This is a genomic window from Oribacterium sinus, assembly GCF_014202695.1.
In the GTDB taxonomy this organism is placed as follows: Bacteria; Bacillota; Clostridia; order Lachnospirales; family Lachnospiraceae; genus Oribacterium; species Oribacterium sinus.
Genome location: NZ_JACHHH010000005.1, coordinates 90,639 through 108,899, shown reverse-complemented (window position 1 = coordinate 108,899; position 18,261 = coordinate 90,639). Strand labels below are relative to the sequence as shown.

Annotated in this window: 14 protein-coding genes; all 14 read left to right on the top strand. The window is 45.2% G+C overall.

The features are described 5' to 3' along the window. The first annotated feature begins 304 nt into the window (after positions 1-304). The 14 genes from HNQ46_RS05915 (at position 305) to HNQ46_RS05850 (ending at position 18,186) form a co-directional block, all read left to right on the top strand. The gene (locus HNQ46_RS05915) at positions 305-1,150 is read left to right on the top strand and encodes an ABC transporter ATP-binding protein (protein WP_183683821.1); all 846 of its coding nucleotides are present in this window, start codon (positions 305-307) and stop codon (positions 1,148-1,150) included. Next, positions 1,131-1,838: an ABC transporter gene (locus tag HNQ46_RS05910; RefSeq protein WP_183683819.1), complete on the top strand. Its 708-nt coding sequence runs from the start codon at positions 1,131-1,133 to the stop codon at positions 1,836-1,838. Before HNQ46_RS05915 ends, HNQ46_RS05910 begins: the two co-directional genes overlap by 20 nt. 109 nt (positions 1,839-1,947) lie before the next feature. Next, positions 1,948-3,846 (top strand): energy-coupling factor transporter ATPase, encoded by a 1,899-nt coding sequence (locus HNQ46_RS05905; RefSeq protein WP_183683817.1) that lies wholly within the window; start codon positions 1,948-1,950, stop codon positions 3,844-3,846. Continuing rightward, a complete protein-coding gene (locus tag HNQ46_RS05900) occupies positions 3,839-4,645 on the top strand; it encodes an energy-coupling factor transporter transmembrane component T family protein (protein ID WP_183683815.1) in 807 nt (268 codons plus the stop codon). The genes HNQ46_RS05905 and HNQ46_RS05900 overlap by 8 nt, the downstream gene beginning before the upstream one ends. Positions 4,646-4,708: 63 nt before the next feature. Further along, the gene (truA, locus tag HNQ46_RS05895; protein ID WP_183683813.1) at positions 4,709-5,485 is read left to right on the top strand and encodes a tRNA pseudouridine(38-40) synthase TruA; all 777 of its coding nucleotides are present in this window, start codon (positions 4,709-4,711) and stop codon (positions 5,483-5,485) included. A gap of 170 nt (positions 5,486-5,655) precedes the next feature. Then, the gene (locus HNQ46_RS05890) at positions 5,656-6,471 is read left to right on the top strand and encodes a hypothetical protein (protein WP_007157636.1); all 816 of its coding nucleotides are present in this window, start codon (positions 5,656-5,658) and stop codon (positions 6,469-6,471) included. A gap of 220 nt (positions 6,472-6,691) precedes the next feature. Beyond that, positions 6,692-8,875, top strand: coding sequence for a thiamine pyrophosphate-binding protein (locus tag HNQ46_RS05885; RefSeq protein WP_183683811.1), 2,184 nt, complete (start codon positions 6,692-6,694; stop codon positions 8,873-8,875). A 67-nt stretch (positions 8,876-8,942) separates the two neighbouring features. Beyond that, positions 8,943-10,154 carry an NAD-dependent epimerase/dehydratase family protein gene (locus HNQ46_RS05880; protein ID WP_183683809.1) on the top strand — a complete coding sequence of 404 codons (1,212 nt, stop codon included), beginning with the start codon at positions 8,943-8,945 and terminating at the stop codon, positions 10,152-10,154. A 303-nt stretch (positions 10,155-10,457) separates the two neighbouring features. After that, on the top strand, positions 10,458-11,660 hold the full coding sequence (locus HNQ46_RS05875) for a methyltransferase domain-containing protein (protein WP_408637135.1): 1,203 nt from the start codon (positions 10,458-10,460) through the stop codon (positions 11,658-11,660). A gap of 62 nt (positions 11,661-11,722) precedes the next feature. Next, the gene (locus HNQ46_RS05870; protein WP_183683805.1) at positions 11,723-12,922 is read left to right on the top strand and encodes an alcohol dehydrogenase catalytic domain-containing protein; all 1,200 of its coding nucleotides are present in this window, start codon (positions 11,723-11,725) and stop codon (positions 12,920-12,922) included. An 11-nt stretch (positions 12,923-12,933) separates the two neighbouring features. Continuing rightward, complete coding sequence (locus HNQ46_RS05865) at positions 12,934-14,013, top strand: glycosyltransferase family 2 protein (RefSeq protein WP_243155862.1); 1,080 nt, start codon at positions 12,934-12,936, stop codon at positions 14,011-14,013. 6 nt (positions 14,014-14,019) lie between these two features. Further along, positions 14,020-16,407 (top strand): glycosyltransferase family 2 protein, encoded by a 2,388-nt coding sequence (locus HNQ46_RS05860; protein ID WP_183683802.1) that lies wholly within the window; start codon positions 14,020-14,022, stop codon positions 16,405-16,407. 54 nt (positions 16,408-16,461) lie between these two features. Beyond that, positions 16,462-17,400, top strand: a complete 939-nt coding sequence (locus HNQ46_RS05855) for an ORF6N domain-containing protein (RefSeq protein ID WP_183683801.1) — start codon at positions 16,462-16,464, stop codon at positions 17,398-17,400. A 264-nt stretch (positions 17,401-17,664) separates the two neighbouring features. Next, positions 17,665-18,186 carry a hypothetical protein gene (locus HNQ46_RS05850; RefSeq protein ID WP_183683799.1) on the top strand — a complete coding sequence of 174 codons (522 nt, stop codon included), beginning with the start codon at positions 17,665-17,667 and terminating at the stop codon, positions 18,184-18,186. Positions 18,187-18,261 lie beyond the last annotated feature (75 nt).

Genomic DNA, 18,261 nt, shown 5'->3' with positions numbered 1-18,261 from the left:
AACAAATGGAAATGCTTAAGGTCAAAGCAAAAAAAGGAAAGATTATGTTAGACGAATAGGATAAAGGCAGATGCGGGAGCTATACTCTTGGCGGGAGGAGACATTTATATGCCCGAATGATTCATCAAACAGCAAGCGTTAAGAATTTTTTATTCTAATGACGCTATGTGTAGGAAATGAAAATGTGTCACCATTGGTGACATAATTGAGTTGGGCGAATCATCTACTGATTATGTCAGGATGTAAATCCAATGATGGTATCGCGATATCAGTTGCAACTACCAGATAGGAAAGGAGGTAGTAAATGCTGGAAATCAAGGGTTTGAAGAAAAGATTTAAGGCAAAAGAAGTTTTGAAGAATCTGAATCTTTCCATCAATGAAGGAGAAATTGTCTGTTTGCTAGGGAATAATGGGGCCGGAAAGACTACCTTAATTAACTGTATTCTTCGCATGCTACAGGCAGATGCGGGCTCTATCTTCTTGGAGGGACGAGACATTTCTACGTATAAAAATGAGGAGTATTTTTCCAAGGTAAATGCTTTGCTGGAATCCAGTGTGAATGTCTATGATTATCTTACCGGATGGCAAAATATTGAGTACTTTTCCGGACTACTGAAACTCGATTCCGGGAACGAGAAAATAAAAACTTATATTTCTTTGTTTGAGTTGGAAGAAGCAATCCACGAAGCTGTAGGAACTTATTCTCGAGGAATGCGCCAAAAGTTGGCCTTATTGATTGCCCTAATGTCTTCTCCGAAGCTCTTGCTCTTGGATGAGCCTACTTTGGGGCTGGATATTCAGAGTAAGTTATCCGTTATTCAGATATTGAATACCATTATAAAAACAGAGAAAATTGCAGTATTACTCACCTCTCATCAAATGGATGTAGTACAAAAGCTTCAAAGTAGAATACTGATTTTAAAGGATGGAGTCGTCCATGCTTTCGATAAAGCAGATTACGAAGACAAAGATTTATATACGGTCTCTTATATAAAAGATAGCGTAATGGAAAGTGACACGATTCGGGGAAGTTTTCAGGATATTTATCAAAGTTATTATGGAAAATATGAAATTATGGAAATAAGAAAAAAGGAAAGAGACTTGGAAGAAATATTGCTGGAGGTTTTCCATGAAACTGATGAAGGCTGAATTTAAAAAAAGTCTGATAGAGGCGGCCAGCTATTATCCGGATTATATTGTGGGCCTATTCACCGACATTTTGTTGCTCGTGATAGTCATGAATACGGAGGGAGAACAAGAGGAAAAACTCTTTGCTTATCTTCTATGGGTTTTGGTAAATGGCGTTTTATCGGAAGCGTCTTTATGTATATCTACAGAAAAGCAACTGGGAACTTTGCAAAACCTGATGATTAAACCCTATTCCATTATGCAAATCATTAGCGTGAAAACCTTAATCTGGTTTATGATTAACAGTGTAAAAGCCTTGGTTTGCATAGGGATAGCTTCTTTGTTTATAAAACTGAGCTTTCGATTTGAACATTTTTATATTGTTATCTTGGTGTGTTTTGGCTGTATGGGAATATCCTATGTACTGTCTGCCTTAACCCTCATTTTTACGAAAATGGCCTCCTTTGTCAGCATTGTGGGTTATCTGTTTTTATTTCTTTCCGGCAGTATCCTTTCTTTGCCGGAATATTTGCAGTATACCAATCCGCTATCGGCAGGTTCCCATTTTTACGCTCTATTGATTTATCAAACAGCAGGGGTTAAGGACTTTTTTATTCTACTGATGCTATGTGTAGCATATTTCTTTGCAGGAAAAGGTATTTTTAGCTTTGTTTTTCAAAGGAGTAAACAATTTAAATGGACATATTAAGACTATGATGAAGCATGAGCTGACGATTAGAACCGCATTTCATTGCCTTTTCACATGCTAAGGGATATACTGACTAGGATTTATTGTGTATTTCTTTAGGAGAAAATTTTTGAATAATATAGAAGTAAAAGATTGTACTTACGAATACGTACGAAGGGATGAAAATGATGAGGTAGTGGAGAAACTTTCCGCTATTTCTCATTTGAATTTCACAATCGAAGAGGGAAGCTTTGTCTGTGTGCTGGGCCACAACGGTTCCGGAAAATCCACACTGGCAAAGCTTTTTAATGCTTTACAGATTCCTACGGAGGGATGCGTGATTATTTCCGGTATGGACAGTCGGGAGGAGGCCAATGTTTTCCCTATCCGGGAAAAGGTGGGCATGGTTTTTCAAAATCCCGACAACCAAATTATTGCCTCCGTGGTGGAGGAGGATGTGGGCTTTGGTCCGGAAAATATCGGTATTCCTACAGAGGAAATCTGGAAGAGAGTGGCAGATGCTCTGGACGCAGTCAATATGGAAGCCTACCGCCTGAAGTCTCCTAATCACTTATCCGGCGGACAGAAGCAAAGGGTAGCTATTGCAGGAACTCTGGCTATGGAGCCGAAAACCATTGTACTGGATGAGCCCACCGCCATGCTGGATCCCAGCGGTAGAGCGGAGGTGATTCGTTCCATTCGGGAGCTGAACCAAAAGAAGGGCATCACCATCATCTTGATTACCCATTATATGGAAGAGACGGTAGATGCGGATCGAATTATTCTTATGGATCAAGGGAAGCTGGTATTGGACGGCACGCCGAAGGAAATCTTTTCCAAGGTGGAGGAGCTGAAGTCTTTACGGATGGATGTGCCTTTGATTACGGATCTGGCCCATGAGCTTTGCCTTTCAGGAATGCCGATTTCGGAGGGCATTTTAAAGGAAGAGGAGCTGGTGGAGGAATTGCTTGCTATCTTCGGGAAGGATTCCTTCGGGGAAGAGGAAGCAGCTTCCCAAGCACCTACCCTCTCTTTAGAAGAAACGGAAAATGAAAAGGACAAGGAAAAAGAAAAGGACTTTATCCTGAAAGTGGAGAATCTTTCCTGCATTTATCAGAAGGGCACTGCCATGGAAAGCTATGCCTTAAAAGACATTCATCTTTCCATTAAGAGGGGAAGCTTTTCCGCCCTGATTGGTCACACCGGTTCGGGAAAATCCACCCTTTTACAGCATTTTAACGGTCTGATTAAGCCGGAAGAAGGAGAGATTTCCGTACATTTTCGGAAGAATCCTGCCCTGATTCTACAGGATAAGGGCTTTTTGTTCTGGAAGGGTAAGAAAAGAAAAGTGGAAAAGGAAGGGGTGCTTTCTTTCCGGGAAGAGGGCTTTGATTTTCAAGGACTTCGCTTCAAGGTAGGCTTGGTCTTCCAGTATCCCGAGTATCAGCTTTTTGAGGAAACGGTTTTCGAGGATGTGCTTTTCGGGCCGAAGAATCAGGGCCTATCTTTGGAGGAAGCCAGGAAAGAGGCGGAAGAGGCTTTAAGAAGTATGGGAGTGGAAGAAGCTCTATGGCAGAAGTCTCCTTTTGAACTTTCCGGCGGACAGAAGCGAAGGGTAGCTATTGCGGGGGTGCTGGCTATGGACCCGGAGCTTTTGATTTTGGATGAGCCCACCGCAGGCTTAGATCCGGCAGGAAGGGAAGAGCTGTTTCAAGTGATTGCCCATTTGCAGGAGCGCTATGCCATGACCATCCTCTTGGTTTCTCACTCCATGGATGATGTGGCTCGCTATGCAGAGGAGGTTTTTGTCCTAAATCAAGGAGAATGTATCCGGCAGGGTAGCCCGGAGGAGGTATTTTCCCATAAAAAGGAAATGGAGGAACTGGGCTTAGGACTGCCCCAGATTCGTGCCTTTTTGTATAGCTTGGAGGAAAAGGGCTTGTCCTTCCCTAAGAAGAATACGGTAGAGGAAGCGAAGGCAATGATTCTTTCAGCCTATAAGAAGAGAAGGGGAGGGGAAAATGCTTAGAGAAATTACTTTAGGGCAGTACTACCCGGTAGACTCCCTTCTTCATAGACTGGATCCCAGAGTGAAGCTGGCAGGAACCTTTTTGTTTCTGATTGCCTTGTTTATTGTAAACAGCTGGACTGCCTATATTTTTCTGGCTCTGGTTTTGCTTTTATTGATTAAGCTTTCCAATGTTCCCTTCTCCTTTATGGTTCGGGGATTGAAAAGTGTTTTGTTCCTCCTCTTACTGTCGGTGAGCTTTAACCTGTTTTTAACACCGGGAAAAGAGATTTTTCGCTTTTATATCTTTAAAATCAGCCAAGAGGGATTGCACATTGCGTCTATGATGGCGGTGCGACTGATTCTTTTGGTATTAAGCAGCTCCTTAATGACCCTTTGCACCACCCCCAATGAGCTGACAGACGGTATGGAGAAGGGTCTTTCCATCTTAAAAAAGCTGCATTTACCCATCCACGAGATTGCCATGATGATGTCCATTGCGCTACGTTTTATTCCGATTTTGGTGGAGGAAACGGACAAGATTATGAAGGCCCAGATGGCCAGGGGAGCGGATTTTGAAAGCGGAGGAATCGTTCACAAGGCAAAGGCTATGGTGCCGATTTTGGTGCCCCTCTTTGTTTCCGCCTTCCGAAGAGCCTATGATCTGGCTTTGGCCATGGAATCCCGTTGTTATCAGGGGGGAGAGGGTAGAACGAAAATGAAGCCTCTCCACTATGAAAGAAGAGACTATCTTTCCTATCTCTTCCTGCTTATAGTGTTGGCGCTTTCCATTGGAAGCAGATTTGTCTCTCTACCATAAAATCAGAACTATGCAGAGATAAAGCGGACAGAATGGCTAAGGGTAAACAACAGAAAGGAAGAGATGGAACAGCGTATTGTATTAAAACTGGCCTATGAGGGTACGTCCTACCATGGCTTCCAAAAGCAGGAGGGGCTTTCCACCATTGCAGGTACTGTGGAAGAGCAGCTCCGTAATCTTTTTCCATGGAAAATGGAGAACTTTATCGGAGCTAGTCGGACGGATCAGGGGGTGCATGCTCTTTGCAATCTTCTTTCCTTTGATACGGAGGGGAAGGTTTCCGGAGAACAGATTTTACGGGCATTAAACAGCTATTTGCCGGAGGATATCAGGGTGATGGAAGCCTACTCCGTGGAGCAGAATTTCCATCCCCGCTTTACCCCTCATAGGAAGGCTTATCGTTACAGCATTTGCCGGAGCAAAGTGGAAAATCCCCTTCGCAGAAGGACAGCCTATCACTATACCTTTCCTCTGGATTGCGGGAAAATTGCCGAGGGAATGGAGCTTTTAAAGGGAGAGCATGATTTTCGAAGCTTTGCCAATCCCAAGGCTCAAAGTCTTCTACAGGGGGGAAGCTCTGTGCGGGAGATTTATCGCTTTTCCATGGAAGAGGAGGGGGATTATCTTCATTTTTCTGTAGAGGGAAATGGATTTTTGTACCACATGATTCGGATTCTGGCAGGGACTCTTTTGGAGCTGGGGAGGGGAAGGATAAGCCTTTCCCAATTAGAAGAGATTTTGGAAAAGAAGGATCGCACTCTGGCAGGTCCCACCGCTCCGGCAAAGGGGCTTTGCTTAATGAATTTAGACTATGGAGATTTTCAGACTTTTCTTTTATAGTATAGAAGAGTTTTCGAAAGGCCATGGAATTGTTTTTTAGAGAACAGTGCATTGTTGTTATAAAGCTAGGATACAGTTTTTATATAGGCTATGGAACTGTCTTTATAGAAAGTATAAAATAGAGCTTTAGAGTGGCTTGAGGGGATGAAGAGGAAAGAAGGGAGTAAGGCATGGAAAAAGAGCAGATTTCCTTTTTTGATTTTCAGGGAAGATATGGGAAAGAAGAGTATTCTTCTCTTCGAGAAAAGGGAAGCTATTATCCGGAAAGATTGGAGCAGGGCTGCATGGGCTTTCGGAAAAGCCTCTTAGAAAAGAATATTTCCCCCTATGGATTGCATTTCTTTGACTGTGCTTCCATGCACTTTTTGACCAAGTTTTTTTTAGAGAGACTTCGGGAGGACTTTATTCTTCTGCTTTTTGACCATCAGGCGGATTTGAAGAGGCGGGAGGCAAGGGCGCTTTGTCACAATTCCTGGCTTCGGCAGGTAATGGTTCGCCTTCCCCATTGCAGGGGAATTTTGCTTTTGGGAGCCACCGAAGAGGAAAAAGGAATCATTAACGATGCTTTAATGACCTTAGGGGATGAGTTTGTTCCTATGCAGGGGGGCGGAGATAGCCTGGAATCCAGAAGGGAGCTTGCCGCGAAGCATCCCGGGGTTCGGGACCCCTTGATGCACACCAGTCTTTATTGTTTTACGGATAGGGATTTTCAAAGCGGAAGAGCCAAGACCCACATTCCTTCCCTTCTTCGTTTGGTGCAGCTGCCTCTATACTGTTCTATGGATAAGGACATTTTCGGGAAAGGCTTTACGGAGCAGGAATACCGTATCGCCATGGACTGCGTTTTGGCTTCGGGACAGAGGATTTTGGGGATGAATATTTTCGAAGGAGAGGGAGAAGCTGCTCCGGGAGAGGAGTTTAACCTTTCTCTGATTCGGGAATATAAGGAAAATGCCTGTGGGCTATTCCAAAAGACAGAGCTATAAAAGCATGAAGATGCTGAAAATAGAGTTTTAAAGCAGTAAGCCGCTTAGAATTGCCAGCAAAGAACAGCTAGCAAAGAACAGCTAGCAAAGAAAAGCTTGCAAAGAACAGAAAACTTCTAAAGAATGGAAGAACTGGAAAACAAGTATGGCGCAAAGATGAACCGGCTTACAAAGTGTAGGTAAGGTATGAAATGTAAACAAGAGCAGGAGGAAGCAGGAGATGAAGATTCGTGTAGCAGACTACATTGCCCAAAAATGTTATTCCATGGGACTGAGCAGAAATTTCTCTGTGGTTGGCGGAGGGGCAATGCACCTGAATGATGCCTTAGGACACCATAAGGGAATCAAGACCTTATACCAGCACCATGAGCAGGCTTGTGCCATGGCGGCGGAAAGCTATGCCAGAATCCATAATGTACCGGGGATTGTATGTGTGACTTCCGGCCCCGGCGGTACTAATGCCATTACCGGTGTGGCAGGAGCGTATCTGGACTCCATTCCCATGCTGGTTCTATCCGGTCAGGTGCGTCACGACAATACCGCCCGTTGGTCCGGTAGAGCACTCCGCGCCATGGGAGACCAGGAATTTGATATTCTGCAATCCGTATCCTGCATGTGTAAATACAGCGAGATGCTGATTGACCCTTATCGGGTGCGTTATGCCATTGAAAAGGCAATTTACCTTTGCCAGACCGGACGTCCGGGACCATGCTGGCTGGACGTTCCTGTGGACGTGCAGGGCTTTATGGTGGAGGAAGAGGATTTGTTGGGCTTCTCCCCGGAAAGTTATGAGGCAGGAGGAGACGGCTGGGCAGACGGAAGGGTGAAGGATTCCCATCCGGAGACTGCTACTGCCCTTCGGCGGTATTTTGCGTCGGATGCGGAAAAGGAAGCTCTTTTAAAGGCTTTATCTTCTGAGAAGAATCCGCATATTCTGGAAGAGGACAGAACAGAGAAGAAGGAAAAGACCGGGATTCAGAACTGGCAGGATTTCCTTCCTCTGGCAAAGGAAGTTTTAGAGAAGATTCGAAGCAGTGAGCATCCTATCTTCTATACCGGAAACGGTATTCGTATTGCGGGAGCGGAGAGCTTGTTCTTAGAATGTGCGGAAAAGCTGGGAATCCCCGTGGTTTTGGGCTGGAATGCTCCGGATATCTTCCCCACTACTCATCCCTTAAATGCAGGCCGTCCGGGAGGAAGAGGAGACCGCCCGGGAAATCTGGCGGTGCAAAACGCTGATGTGATTTTAAGCATTGGCTCCCGTTTAAATATTCGTCAGGTAGGATACAGCTTTTGGGAATGGGCGCCTAAGGCCTATGTGATGCAAAATGATATTGATTTGGAAGAGATTGCAAAGCCCTCCGTACACTGCGACCTGGCGCTTCACGGAGATGCCAAGGCTCTCTTAGAGGCTTTACTGCATTTATTGAAGCAGGAAGAAAAGCTTCCTCTTTTTGCCGGTGGAAAGGGAATTTCCAGAGAAAAGGCGAAAGGCTTTGTGCGGGAAGATGCGGCAGAAAAGATTTTGGCAGAAAAGCAGGATGAGAAGCTAAGCTGGCTTGACACCATCCGTTTTTATCAGGCAAACTATCCCACCGTGCTTCCGGAGTATCTGGAGGAGCGGAAAGGGGAGTTGACCAATGTTTACGCCCTTGTGGAAAAGCTTTCAGAGAGGGCTTCGGAAGACCAGATTACCGTGGTGGGAAACGGTTCTCCCTGTGTTGCCGGCGGACAGAGCTATATCATCAAAAAGGGAACCCGTTTTATCAGCCAGGACGGTGTGGCTTCCATGGGGTACGGATTGCCGGCGGCTATCGGTGCCTACTACGGCGTAGTGGATTTTACCGAGGAAGAGAAAAAGCGTCTTTCTGAGGATCCCTATTGGAAGGGTAAGGGAGAAATTTATCCTCCTTACCAAGGGAAGGATATTCTTCTGATGACCGGCGACGGCTCTATTCAGATGAATTTGCAGGAATTGCAAACCATTATCCATCATCAGATGCCCATTAAGATTTTCGTGGTAAACAATGGAGGCTACCACTCCATTCGCCAGACCCAGAACAGCTTCTTCGGAAAGCCCCTGGTGGGAATCGGTGTGGACTCCGGTGTGGAGGGCTGTGACCTGTCCTTCCCGAATTTGGAAAAGCTGGCCCATGCCTACGGCTATCCCTATGTTTCCATCAAGGAAAATGCGGAGCTTGAGCAGGGGATTGAAAAGACTTTAGGACAGAGCGGACCCGTGATTTGTGAGGTATTTGTCAGTATGGAGCAGCAGTTCCTGCCAAAGTCCAGTGCCAAGAGAGATGCGGAGGGCAATCTCTTCAGCCCGCCTCTTGAGGATATGGCGCCCTTCCTTCCGGAGGAGGAAATGGAAATGCTTATGCTCTATCCCAGAAAGAAATAAGGAAAGCTTTTCAAAGGAAGATGCAAAGTATTTTCAAGCGGGAACAATCAAGCAATAAGGGAGTTTTGTGAAGATATTAATCAGTGGGGTAAGCAGTTTTCTGGGGATTTATACCGCAAAGGAACTGCTTTCCCAAGGCCATCAGGTCTATGGCATTGTTCGAAAAGAGAGTAAAAATAGAGAGAAGCTGGAGTCCCTTAGGGGGCTTCAGCTCATTTCCGTTGATATGAAGGCATTTTCCTCCTATGCAGAGGAAGGGGAAATTGCTTTGGCAGAAGGCATCAGGAAACAAGAAGACAGTTTCTCCTGGGAAGCTGCCTTCTCCCGGGATGGCTTTGCTTTAGCGTCTCTAGTTCCAAATGACTTGGATGCCATCATTCACTTTGCCTGGGACGGTGTAGGCTCCAAGGGGAGAGAAAATCCGAAGATTCAGGAACAAAACCTTTTGATGAGTAAGGGCTTTTACCAATGGGGGCTTCAAACCGGCGTGAAGTACTTTCTCTTTGCCGGCTCTCAGGCGGAATACGGCAGAGGTACAAGGGAAAATCCGGAGCCGGTGAGTGCCTATGGAAAGGCAAAGCTTAGCTTTTCCCGCTACGGACTTTCCGGTGGCAGAGCAGTAGAAGACTCCGCTTTTTCGGAACAATGCTTTAGGTCTTTCGATGATACGGAAGAGACGGAACAAGAGAAGGCAAAAGAGACAGAACAAAAGGCGGAACAAAAGGCGGAACAGAAGGCGGAACAAAAGGCAGTACAAAAGGCGGAACAAAAGGCGGAACAAAAGGCGGAACAAGAGAATCCGATGAAGTTCTTAGACCTTCGGATCTTTTCCGTCTATGGCGTAGGCGACCATGAGACGACTTTGGTACATACTCTGGTGCAGGCGGTACTGGCAGGTCAGTCCATGGATTTAAGCCCATGCAGTCAAATGTGGAACTTTATGGAGGCAAGGGACTTGGCTAGAGCCATAGCTTTCCTGCTGGAGGGAGGATTCGGAAGCGGTACTTATGACCTTTGCAGTCAGAATAGTCGCCCTTTGAAGGACTATGTTTTGGAAATAGAGAGTCTTGGCAAGGCATTTTTAGAAAAGAAAGAAGGAAAGACCTTAAGCCCGTCCTCCTCTCTTCTTCGATTCGGAGAGCGGGCTTCCAATGCGGAGGGACCTGTGGATTTAAAGCCTTCTATAAAAGACTTATACGATAGAGGATTTTTGGAGAAAATCTCCTTTCAGCAGGGAATAGAAGAGCTGTATCAACACTTTTATCAGAAGAGAGTATAGAAAACTATATAAAAAACTATATAGAAAAATATGTAGAAAAGAATATAGAAAAGAATATAGAAAAGAATATAGAAAAGAATATAGAAAAGAATATAGAAAAGAATATAGAAAAGAATATAGAAAAGAATATAGAAAAGTATTATAGAAGCGTATATAGAAGAGTATATAGAAAAGAGGGAAAGCATGGCAGAGAAAAAATGTTTAGCCTGTGGAGAAAATTTGGAGGAGCTGGCTGTTTTTCATAATATGCCTAAGTCTGCCCAGGAATTTCCCACAAGGGAAGAGCTGGCTACGGAGAAGGGGATGGATCTTTCCCTTTGCCAATGCAGGTCCTGCGGTCTTGTGCAATTTGATACGGAAGCGGTTCCCTATTACAAGGATGTGATTCGGGCCGGGGGTGGCAGCAGCACTATGAAAGCCCTGAGGGAGGAAGAGTATCAAAAGCTTCTCTCTTTTTTGGCAAAAAAGGAAGAAAAGAGACCTTTGATTTTAGAGTTGGGCGCCGGAGCAGGAGAGTTTCTGGCCATGTGGTCCGGGGTGGAAAGCGGATCCGACACAAGTTCTGATGTAAACTCCGTTACAAGTCCTGATACAGCTTCCGGCACAAGTTTAAGCATAGGTGCAAAAAGAAGCCAAAAGCTTGAACCCTATGTGCTGGGGATTGAGCATAAAAAGGAGCTGGTGGAGAAGGGGCAGGCAGCAGGGCTTTCCCTGTATCAGGGCTTTCCGGAAGCAGGCTTCGGGCTGAAAAATATGGAAGGAAAGCATTTGCAAAGCGGAAAAACCCGTCCGGTAGAGGGGCTGTTAGACGCCATGGTACAGTTTAACTTTTTAGAGCATCAGCCCAATCCCGGGGAAATGCTCTCCTTTGCCTATGAGCATTTAAAAATGGGGGGATATTTTCTCCTCACTGTGCCCAGCTTTCAATACATCTTAGACCACCTTTCCTACTATGAGCTGCTTCGGGACCATATTGCCAACTACAGTGAGGAAAGTCTTTTGAGTCTGGTACAGGATCAGGGCTTTTCCCTGGTGGAAAGCAGGGTTATCAACCGGGATACCATAGAGTTTCTCTTGGAAAAGCGGGAAAAGGAAAGCTGTACCACCTTCCGCTCATTGGGACAGAAGGTGGATATTAAGCCGATTTTGGAAAATGAGAAGGCCATCCAAGAAGACATCCAAAAGCATTTGGAAGGTCTTAGGAAGAAGGGGGAGAAAATGGCGGTGTGGGGTGCCAGCCACCAGGGCTTAACCCTCCTTTCCACCACAGCCTTACAGGAGGAAGTGGCTTATATCATTGACTCCGCCCCCTTTAAACAGGGAAAATACAGCCCTGCCTCCCACCTTCCCATTGTGGATAAGAGCCATTTTCAAAAGGAGCCTGTAGAGGAGATTCTGATTGTGGCGCCGGGCTATACGGAGGAAATTGCCGGTATTATTCGAAGAGATTTACGCCCCTGCCCCAGGGTTTTGGCCTTAAGGGGAGAGAAGATAGAGGAGCTGTAGACTGTTTTTTTGGATTATAAACGACAAGCGGTAAGTAGTAAGTTATAGAAAGGAAAATGCGGATGAAAGCCTTTGTACTGGAGGGGAGAGGAAAAGTCTCCTTTATCGAAAAGGAAAAGCCTAAGCTTTTAGAAGAGCATGGGGTATTGATTACGCCGGTTCTCGTCAGCCCCTGTACCAGTGATGTGCATACCATTTGGCAGGGCTCTCCAAAAAGAAAAGACCTGACGCTGGGGCATGAGTGTATTGGCAGAATCCTGAAAAAAGGGAGAGAGGTGAAGGACTTTTCCGAGGGGGAGATTGTGGCGATTTCCGCTATTACTCCGGATTGGGGGAGTCCTGAGGTTTTGGAAAATGAAGCCCATGCGGGGCATCCCTTCTCCGCCCATAGCCTGGGAAAGTCCAATGACGGAGCCTTTCAGGAGTGCTTTTATCTTCCCTATGCAGATCAAAACCTTGGGAAAATCCCAAAGGGCATGGATTTGGAGGATGTCCTCCTTTCTGTGGATGTTTTGCAAACCGGCTTTACCGCTGCGGAGGAAGCAGAAGTTAAGGAAGGGGATACGGTTTGTGTACTGGGAATAGGGGCTATCGGCCTTGGGGCTGTCTTTGCCGCAAAGCTTATGGGTGCCAAGAAGATTTTTGCAGTGGGAAGCCGGGAGGACAGCAAAAGGATGGCGGAAAGCCTTTCTTCGGAAAGCTGCCCGGTAGTGGTGCTGGACTATAAGACCTGCAAAGCCTCCCTTCCAAAGGATAAGCACCCTCTGGCAAACTCCACCCATTCCCCTATAGTCAATGCCATCTGGGAGGAAACGGAAGGAAAGGGCGTGGATAAGGTTCTCATCTGCGGTGGAGACGAGTATGCCCTGGCGCAGGCCCTGGACATGGTAAAATATGGCACCGGCATTATCAGCAATGTAGCCTACTTCGGCTCCGAGGAGGATGTGGAAGCCCTGGAAATGGCGGGGCAGGATATGGAGCTTTCTCTGGGAGAAAAGAAAAAGCGGAAGAAGGCCATAGACGGACTATTGCTTCCGAAATTTTCCTTAGGAAAGGGCATGGCCGGAAAGACCCTTCGCTTTTCCCTTTCCAAGGGGGGCAGAAAGCATTTGGAATGGGTATTGGAGAAGGTACAGGAATCCGGCTTCCATCCAAGCATTTTCCTTACAAAGCGCTATCACGGCATGGACAAAATTCCGGATGCCCTCTATGATATGAAGGAAAGAAGAGCCATTAAGGTGGCTGTATATATGGAAATTTAGAAGATGCCCCTATGGAGATAGGGCATTTTAGAAAGAGGTTTCTTTTGAAAAAAACCATTAGTATCGTTGTTCCCTGTTATAACGAAGAGGAAAATGTAGTTCCCTTGGCCAATGCTCTCAGGCTCTGCTTTAAGGAGCAGCTTCCGGAGTATCAATACGAAATTCTTTTTATCGACAATGATTCCTCCGATAAAACCAGAGAGAAGATTCGGGGGCTTTGCAAGCTGGATAAGGGGATTAAGGCGATTTTTAATGCTAAGAATTTCGGCCAATTTAATTCCCCCTACTATGCCATGCTGCAAAGTACGGGAGATGCCACCATTTTGATGGCGGCGGACTTTCAGGATCCGGTGGAAATGATTCCCCGCTTCGTTCATGCCTGGGAGGAGGGCTACCGCATTGTAATAGGGGTTAAGACCGAAAGCAACGAGTCAAAAATCATGTACGCCCTTCGGAGCCTGTACTATAAGCTGATTCGAAAAATGTCTTCCGTGGATCAAATCAGTCAGTTTACCGGCTTCGGTCTTTACGATCAGGGCTTTATTTCCGTGATGAAATCTCTGGACGATCCCACCCCCTTCCTTCGGGGGATTGTGGCGGAGCTTGGATACAGAAGAAAGGATATCCCCTATACCCAGCCCAAGCGCCGGGCCGGGGTTACCCATAACAATTTCTATACCCTGTATGATGCAGCCATGCTGAGCTTTACCAGCTATACCAAGGTGGGACTTCGAATTGCGGTATTTTTCGGGGGAATCTGCGCCGGCCTTTCCATGCTCTTTGGCTTACTGTATTTGATTATGAAGTTGATCTGGTGGGATCGTTTCCCTGCCGGTATGGCACCTATGCTTATAGGAATGCTTTTCCTGGGCTCTGTGCAAATCTTTTTTATCGGACTTTTGGGAGAGTATATATTATCCATTAACCAAAGGGTGATGAAGAGACCGCTGGTAGTGGAGGAAGAAAGATTGAATTTTTCGGAACAGCCGGGGCAGGATGCCGGCGAAAGCAGTGCTTCGAAACAAGCAAGCGGCGAAGTTAGTTCCTCGGAACAGCCTGTACAGGATGAAAGTTCTTCGGAAGAGGTGTAAGAGAAAATGAGAGCAAAGATTGATATTGCCTTAGTCAGAGAAGGAAAATTGCATATTCAGGGCTGGGCCTTTGGAAGAGATCCGGAGACCCCGGTGAAACTGTCCGTCCAGGGAAAGGCAGGGGAAAAGAGAGAATTTTCCTATGAGGAAGTGGAGCGGGAAACCGTAAATGAAGCCTATTTTCCCAAGTACGAGGAGGAAAACGGGAAGAAAATTAAGAGGAAGCTGGGCTTTTCTTTAGACACCCCCTATGCGCTTTCTAAAGGCGAGAGGGTGGAGCTTTTGATTCAGGTGGATCAGCAGCTTCGTCGTTTTAGTTTTGATGATAAAAAAATCGAGTCCTTTAACTCCCATGCCCATAAAAAGATGGAGAAATTCTTAGCCCTCTTCCAATGGGAAACCGTGGAAGCGGTAAAGGATACCTTGAAAAAGGGCGGTCTGTCCGCTCTTTGGCATAAGAGTGTGCGGAAGCTAAAGAGCATCGAGCAGGATTACGACTATAACGAGTGGTACAAAAAAGAGAAGACCGGAGCGGAAGAGATTTCACGGCAAAGGGCGGAAGTTTGGGAGAATCCTCTGCTTTTTTCCATTGTGATTCCGGTCTATCGTCCTAAGGAAACTTTTTTAAGAAGACTCTTGGACAGTATTTTATCCCAGACCTATCCCCATTTTGAAATTTGCCTTGCGGATGCTTCCGAGCTTTCCGGGGATACTTTGGAAAATGGAGAAAAGTCCCCGGTTTCGGTTTTACAGGAGTATCAGGAGAAGGACAGCAGAGTGCGTTTTTCCGTACTTCCCAAGAACCTGGGTATTTCCGGAAATACCAATGCCGCCATTGCCATGGCTAAGGGAGATTTCATCATTTTCTCCGACCATGATGATGAGCTGACGGAAGATGCCTTATATACCATTGCAAAAACCATCAAGGAGCATCCCAAGGCGGAGCTTCTCTATAGTGATGAGGACAAAATTGACTTTGCCTCTGCCTACTATTTTGAGCCTCACTTTAAGCCGGACTACAGTCCGGAGCTTCTCCGAAGTGTAAATTATTTCTGCCATTTATTGATTGCCAAGCGTTCCTTGCTGGAAGCTGTAGCGAAGGAGGGAGAAGAGGGAGAGAAGATTTACGAGCAGAAGGAATATGACGGTGCCCAGGACTATGACCTGATTTTGCGACTTTGTGAAGAGGCGGAAAGAAGAGAAAAGGCGGCAGGCCTTAGCAACGAGGAGAAGAAGAGGCAGGAAGAGGCGCTCTTCACCTCTTCCACCATTATCCATATCAGGAAGGTCCTCTATCATTGGCGTTCTCACCAGCTATCCACGGCACAAAATCCGGAGGCAAAGCTCTATGCCTTTACTGCCGGAGAGCGGGCGGTTTTCGACCATGCGAAGCGCCTGGGGCTTCCCATTGAAAAGGTGGAGCGGGGCATTACCTACGGCTATTATTATTGCCACTATGCCTTGGAGAAAAAGGATGGGGAGCTTCCTCTTATTTCCGTGATTATCCCCAGTAAGGATCACAGCGAGGATTTGGATCTGGCCATTCGTTCTCTCTTTGCCGGAAGCTATCCTTACCTGGAAGTGATTGTGGTGGAGAACAATTCCGTAGAGGAAAAGACATTTGCCTACTATGAAAAGATTCAGGAGGAATTCCCGGCACGATACGGAGATTTCCAAAAGAAGGCGGTACGGGTGGTACGCTGGGAAAGAGAGTTTAACTACTCCGCCATCAATAACTTCGGGGTGAGCTTTGCCCACGGAGAGTACCTGCTCTTTATGAACAATGACATTGAGTGCCTGAAGAAAGATTCTGTAGAGGAAATGCTTCAGTTTGTGCAGCAGGAGGAAATCGGAATCTGTGGTGCAAGGCTTCTCTATCCGGATAAAATGATTCAGCACGCCGGTGTGGTGATGGGCTTTGGCGGTATTGCCGGAGCCACCTTTATCGGTACCCACGAAACGGAAAACAGTTATATGCATAGGGCGGCCTGCATTCAAAACTATACAGCGGTAACTGCCGCCGTTTTAATGACCAAGAAATCCCTCTTTGATAAGGTGGGGGGCTTCCGAGAAGAACTTGCGGTAGCCTTTAATGATGTGGATTTTTGCTTGAAGATTCGGGCCCTTGGAAAACGGGTGGTGTATACCCCCTATGCTCTTTTTACCCACTATGAGTCCAAGTCCAGAGGCCTGGAGGACAATCCGGAGAAGGTAAAGCGTTTTAACGGAGAGATTGTCTGCCTGGCAAAGCATTGGCCGGAGATTTTGAGACAGGGAGATCCCTACTATAACCCGTCACTGACCCTTCGGAAGTCAAACTTTACGCTAAGAGACCTTTCCGTAGAGAAGGTGGGAGAGCCATTTCCTTTGGAGATACTGAAGGATATCGTGTAATACCAGTGCAAGCCGTATTCTGTTGAATGTGTGACTTCACAGGAAGGATAATTTATGGCAGATAAGCAGGAGAAAGAAAAGCCTGTTTCTAACACAATGCAAGTTAATGATTTTGGAAATCGAATATATACCATTAGAGGAAAACAGGTAATGCTGGATTATGAACTTGCGGCTCTATATGGTTATGAAGTCCGGGCTTTGAATCAGCAGGTTAAACGAAATATTGAACGCTTTCCGGATGACTTTATGTTTCAGCTAACAAAGGAGGAGGTGGAAGGGGTGAAATCACAATTTGTGATTTCACCGTTTTCCAATTTTTACGCTGGTCAGGAAGGAGGGCGCAGAAAACCCCCTTATGCTTTTACTGAACAGGGAATTTATATGTTGGCTACAGTACTGAAGGGTAAAGTGGCGGAACAACAGAGCATTTTTATTATGCGAGCATTTCGGGAGATGCGTCAATTTATATCTAATAATGCACTTCTTTTTGAAAAGATCAGTCATATAGAACTGAAACAACTGGAATACCAGAAAAGTACAAATGAGAAGCTTGAAAAGGTGTTTCAATATATTGAGGATCAAACGGAATCGAAACAGAAGATTTTTTTCGATGGACAGATATATGATGCTTTTAGCTTTATTACATCAATTGTTCAAAAGGCGCAGAATGAAATTATTTTGATTGACGGATATGTAGATGTGGGAACGTTGAATATTCTGGCAAAAAAGAATGCAACTGTGGATGTAAAGATTTATACCTATGCAAGTGCTTCTATAACAAATAATGACATAGTAAATTTCAACGCTCAATATCCTACACTTACAGTAGAAAAAACACAGATATTCCATGATAGATTCATCATTTTAGATGGAAAAACAGTTTATCATATTGGGGCATCATTAAAGGATGCAGGAAAAAAATGCTTTGCCATATCACTGCTGGAAGATACAGAAAATGCAATGAATTTAATAAATCGTCTTAATTCTATATAAGGATGAGAAACATATAGAGAGGACAAACTATCTGTCAGAGGGTATGACGAAACATTTGCATAATAGAGTTTTCTACTATATTTTTTTATGTTCTCACCCAAAGAAAATCGTCCATGCTTTCTAATAATTTTTTAAGTCATTCTCAAGAAATTGGGAATGACTTTTATTTTTTTTGGGATATAATGAGAGAAACGAATGCATTCGAAAGCTTGAACAAACAGATAACTAATCTTCTTTACTCTCTTTTGAGAAAGGACGGTATTTATGGACGAAGACAGAATTTTACACAAAAATTTGACTTTGATTTTTTGCTATGTTCTGGCAGTTCCGGTGGCATTTTCTTGGACTATTGCTACGCTGACGGGGAAAAATCTTCTTCCTCTTCTTCTCCTGGCCTTGTTTATTCCTTATCTTTTCTACCTTCGTAGGGTACAGGGAGCTTTATATCCGCAGGAAGAACAGGAAGAAGCCGGAAGAAAAGATATTAGTAAGCGGGGAAAAGAGGGGCTTGTTTTTATCGGCTTGGTTTTTCTCTCTATATTGATCGTGTTTCTAAGCTTAATCAATATGGATGTTGCGTTTTTAGGATTGATTTTAGTGAAAGTACTAAGCTTTATAGGAGGCGGTATCAGTCTCTATCGCTGTTCTCAACGCTATTTAGAGAGAAGCTCAATGACTAAGCCCCTTTTGGCCTTATTCTTCTTTGTATTTTTGGCGCATAGCTATGAAATATTGCTTTGGATGTCCTTTAAGGCCAGTGTTTTGCTTTTGGAGTTAGGATTTTAGGATTGTATTTTTATAAAGGTCGGCAGAAATAGTTTAACTATTTTTCGTCGGCCTTTTTTTGGTGAATGGACGTTA

Bases quoted from the DNA above. Each gene is read 5' to 3' on its own strand.
- HNQ46_RS05870 (WP_183683805.1), top strand. From the start codon at position 11,723: ATGAAAGCCTTTGTACTGGAGGGGAGAGGAAAAGTCTCCTTTATCGAA.
- HNQ46_RS05910 (WP_183683819.1), top strand. From the start codon at position 1,131: ATGAAACTGATGAAGGCTGAATTTAAAAAAAGTCTGATAGAGGCGGCC.
- HNQ46_RS05860 (WP_183683802.1), top strand. From the start codon at position 14,020: ATGAGAGCAAAGATTGATATTGCCTTAGTCAGAGAAGGAAAATTGCAT.
- HNQ46_RS05865 (WP_243155862.1), top strand. From the start codon at position 12,934: ATGGAGATAGGGCATTTTAGAAAGAGGTTTCTTTTGAAAAAAACCATT.
- truA (WP_183683813.1), top strand. From the start codon at position 4,709: ATGGAACAGCGTATTGTATTAAAACTGGCCTATGAGGGTACGTCCTAC.
- HNQ46_RS05900 (WP_183683815.1), top strand. From the start codon at position 3,839: ATGCTTAGAGAAATTACTTTAGGGCAGTACTACCCGGTAGACTCCCTT.
- HNQ46_RS05875 (WP_408637135.1), top strand. From the start codon at position 10,458: ATGGATCTTTCCCTTTGCCAATGCAGGTCCTGCGGTCTTGTGCAATTT.
- HNQ46_RS05915 (WP_183683821.1), top strand. From the start codon at position 305: ATGCTGGAAATCAAGGGTTTGAAGAAAAGATTTAAGGCAAAAGAAGTT.
- HNQ46_RS05850 (WP_183683799.1), top strand. From the start codon at position 17,665: ATGGACGAAGACAGAATTTTACACAAAAATTTGACTTTGATTTTTTGC.
- HNQ46_RS05890 (WP_007157636.1), top strand. From the start codon at position 5,656: ATGGAAAAAGAGCAGATTTCCTTTTTTGATTTTCAGGGAAGATATGGG.
- HNQ46_RS05855 (WP_183683801.1), top strand. From the start codon at position 16,462: ATGGCAGATAAGCAGGAGAAAGAAAAGCCTGTTTCTAACACAATGCAA.
- HNQ46_RS05885 (WP_183683811.1), top strand. From the start codon at position 6,692: ATGAAGATTCGTGTAGCAGACTACATTGCCCAAAAATGTTATTCCATG.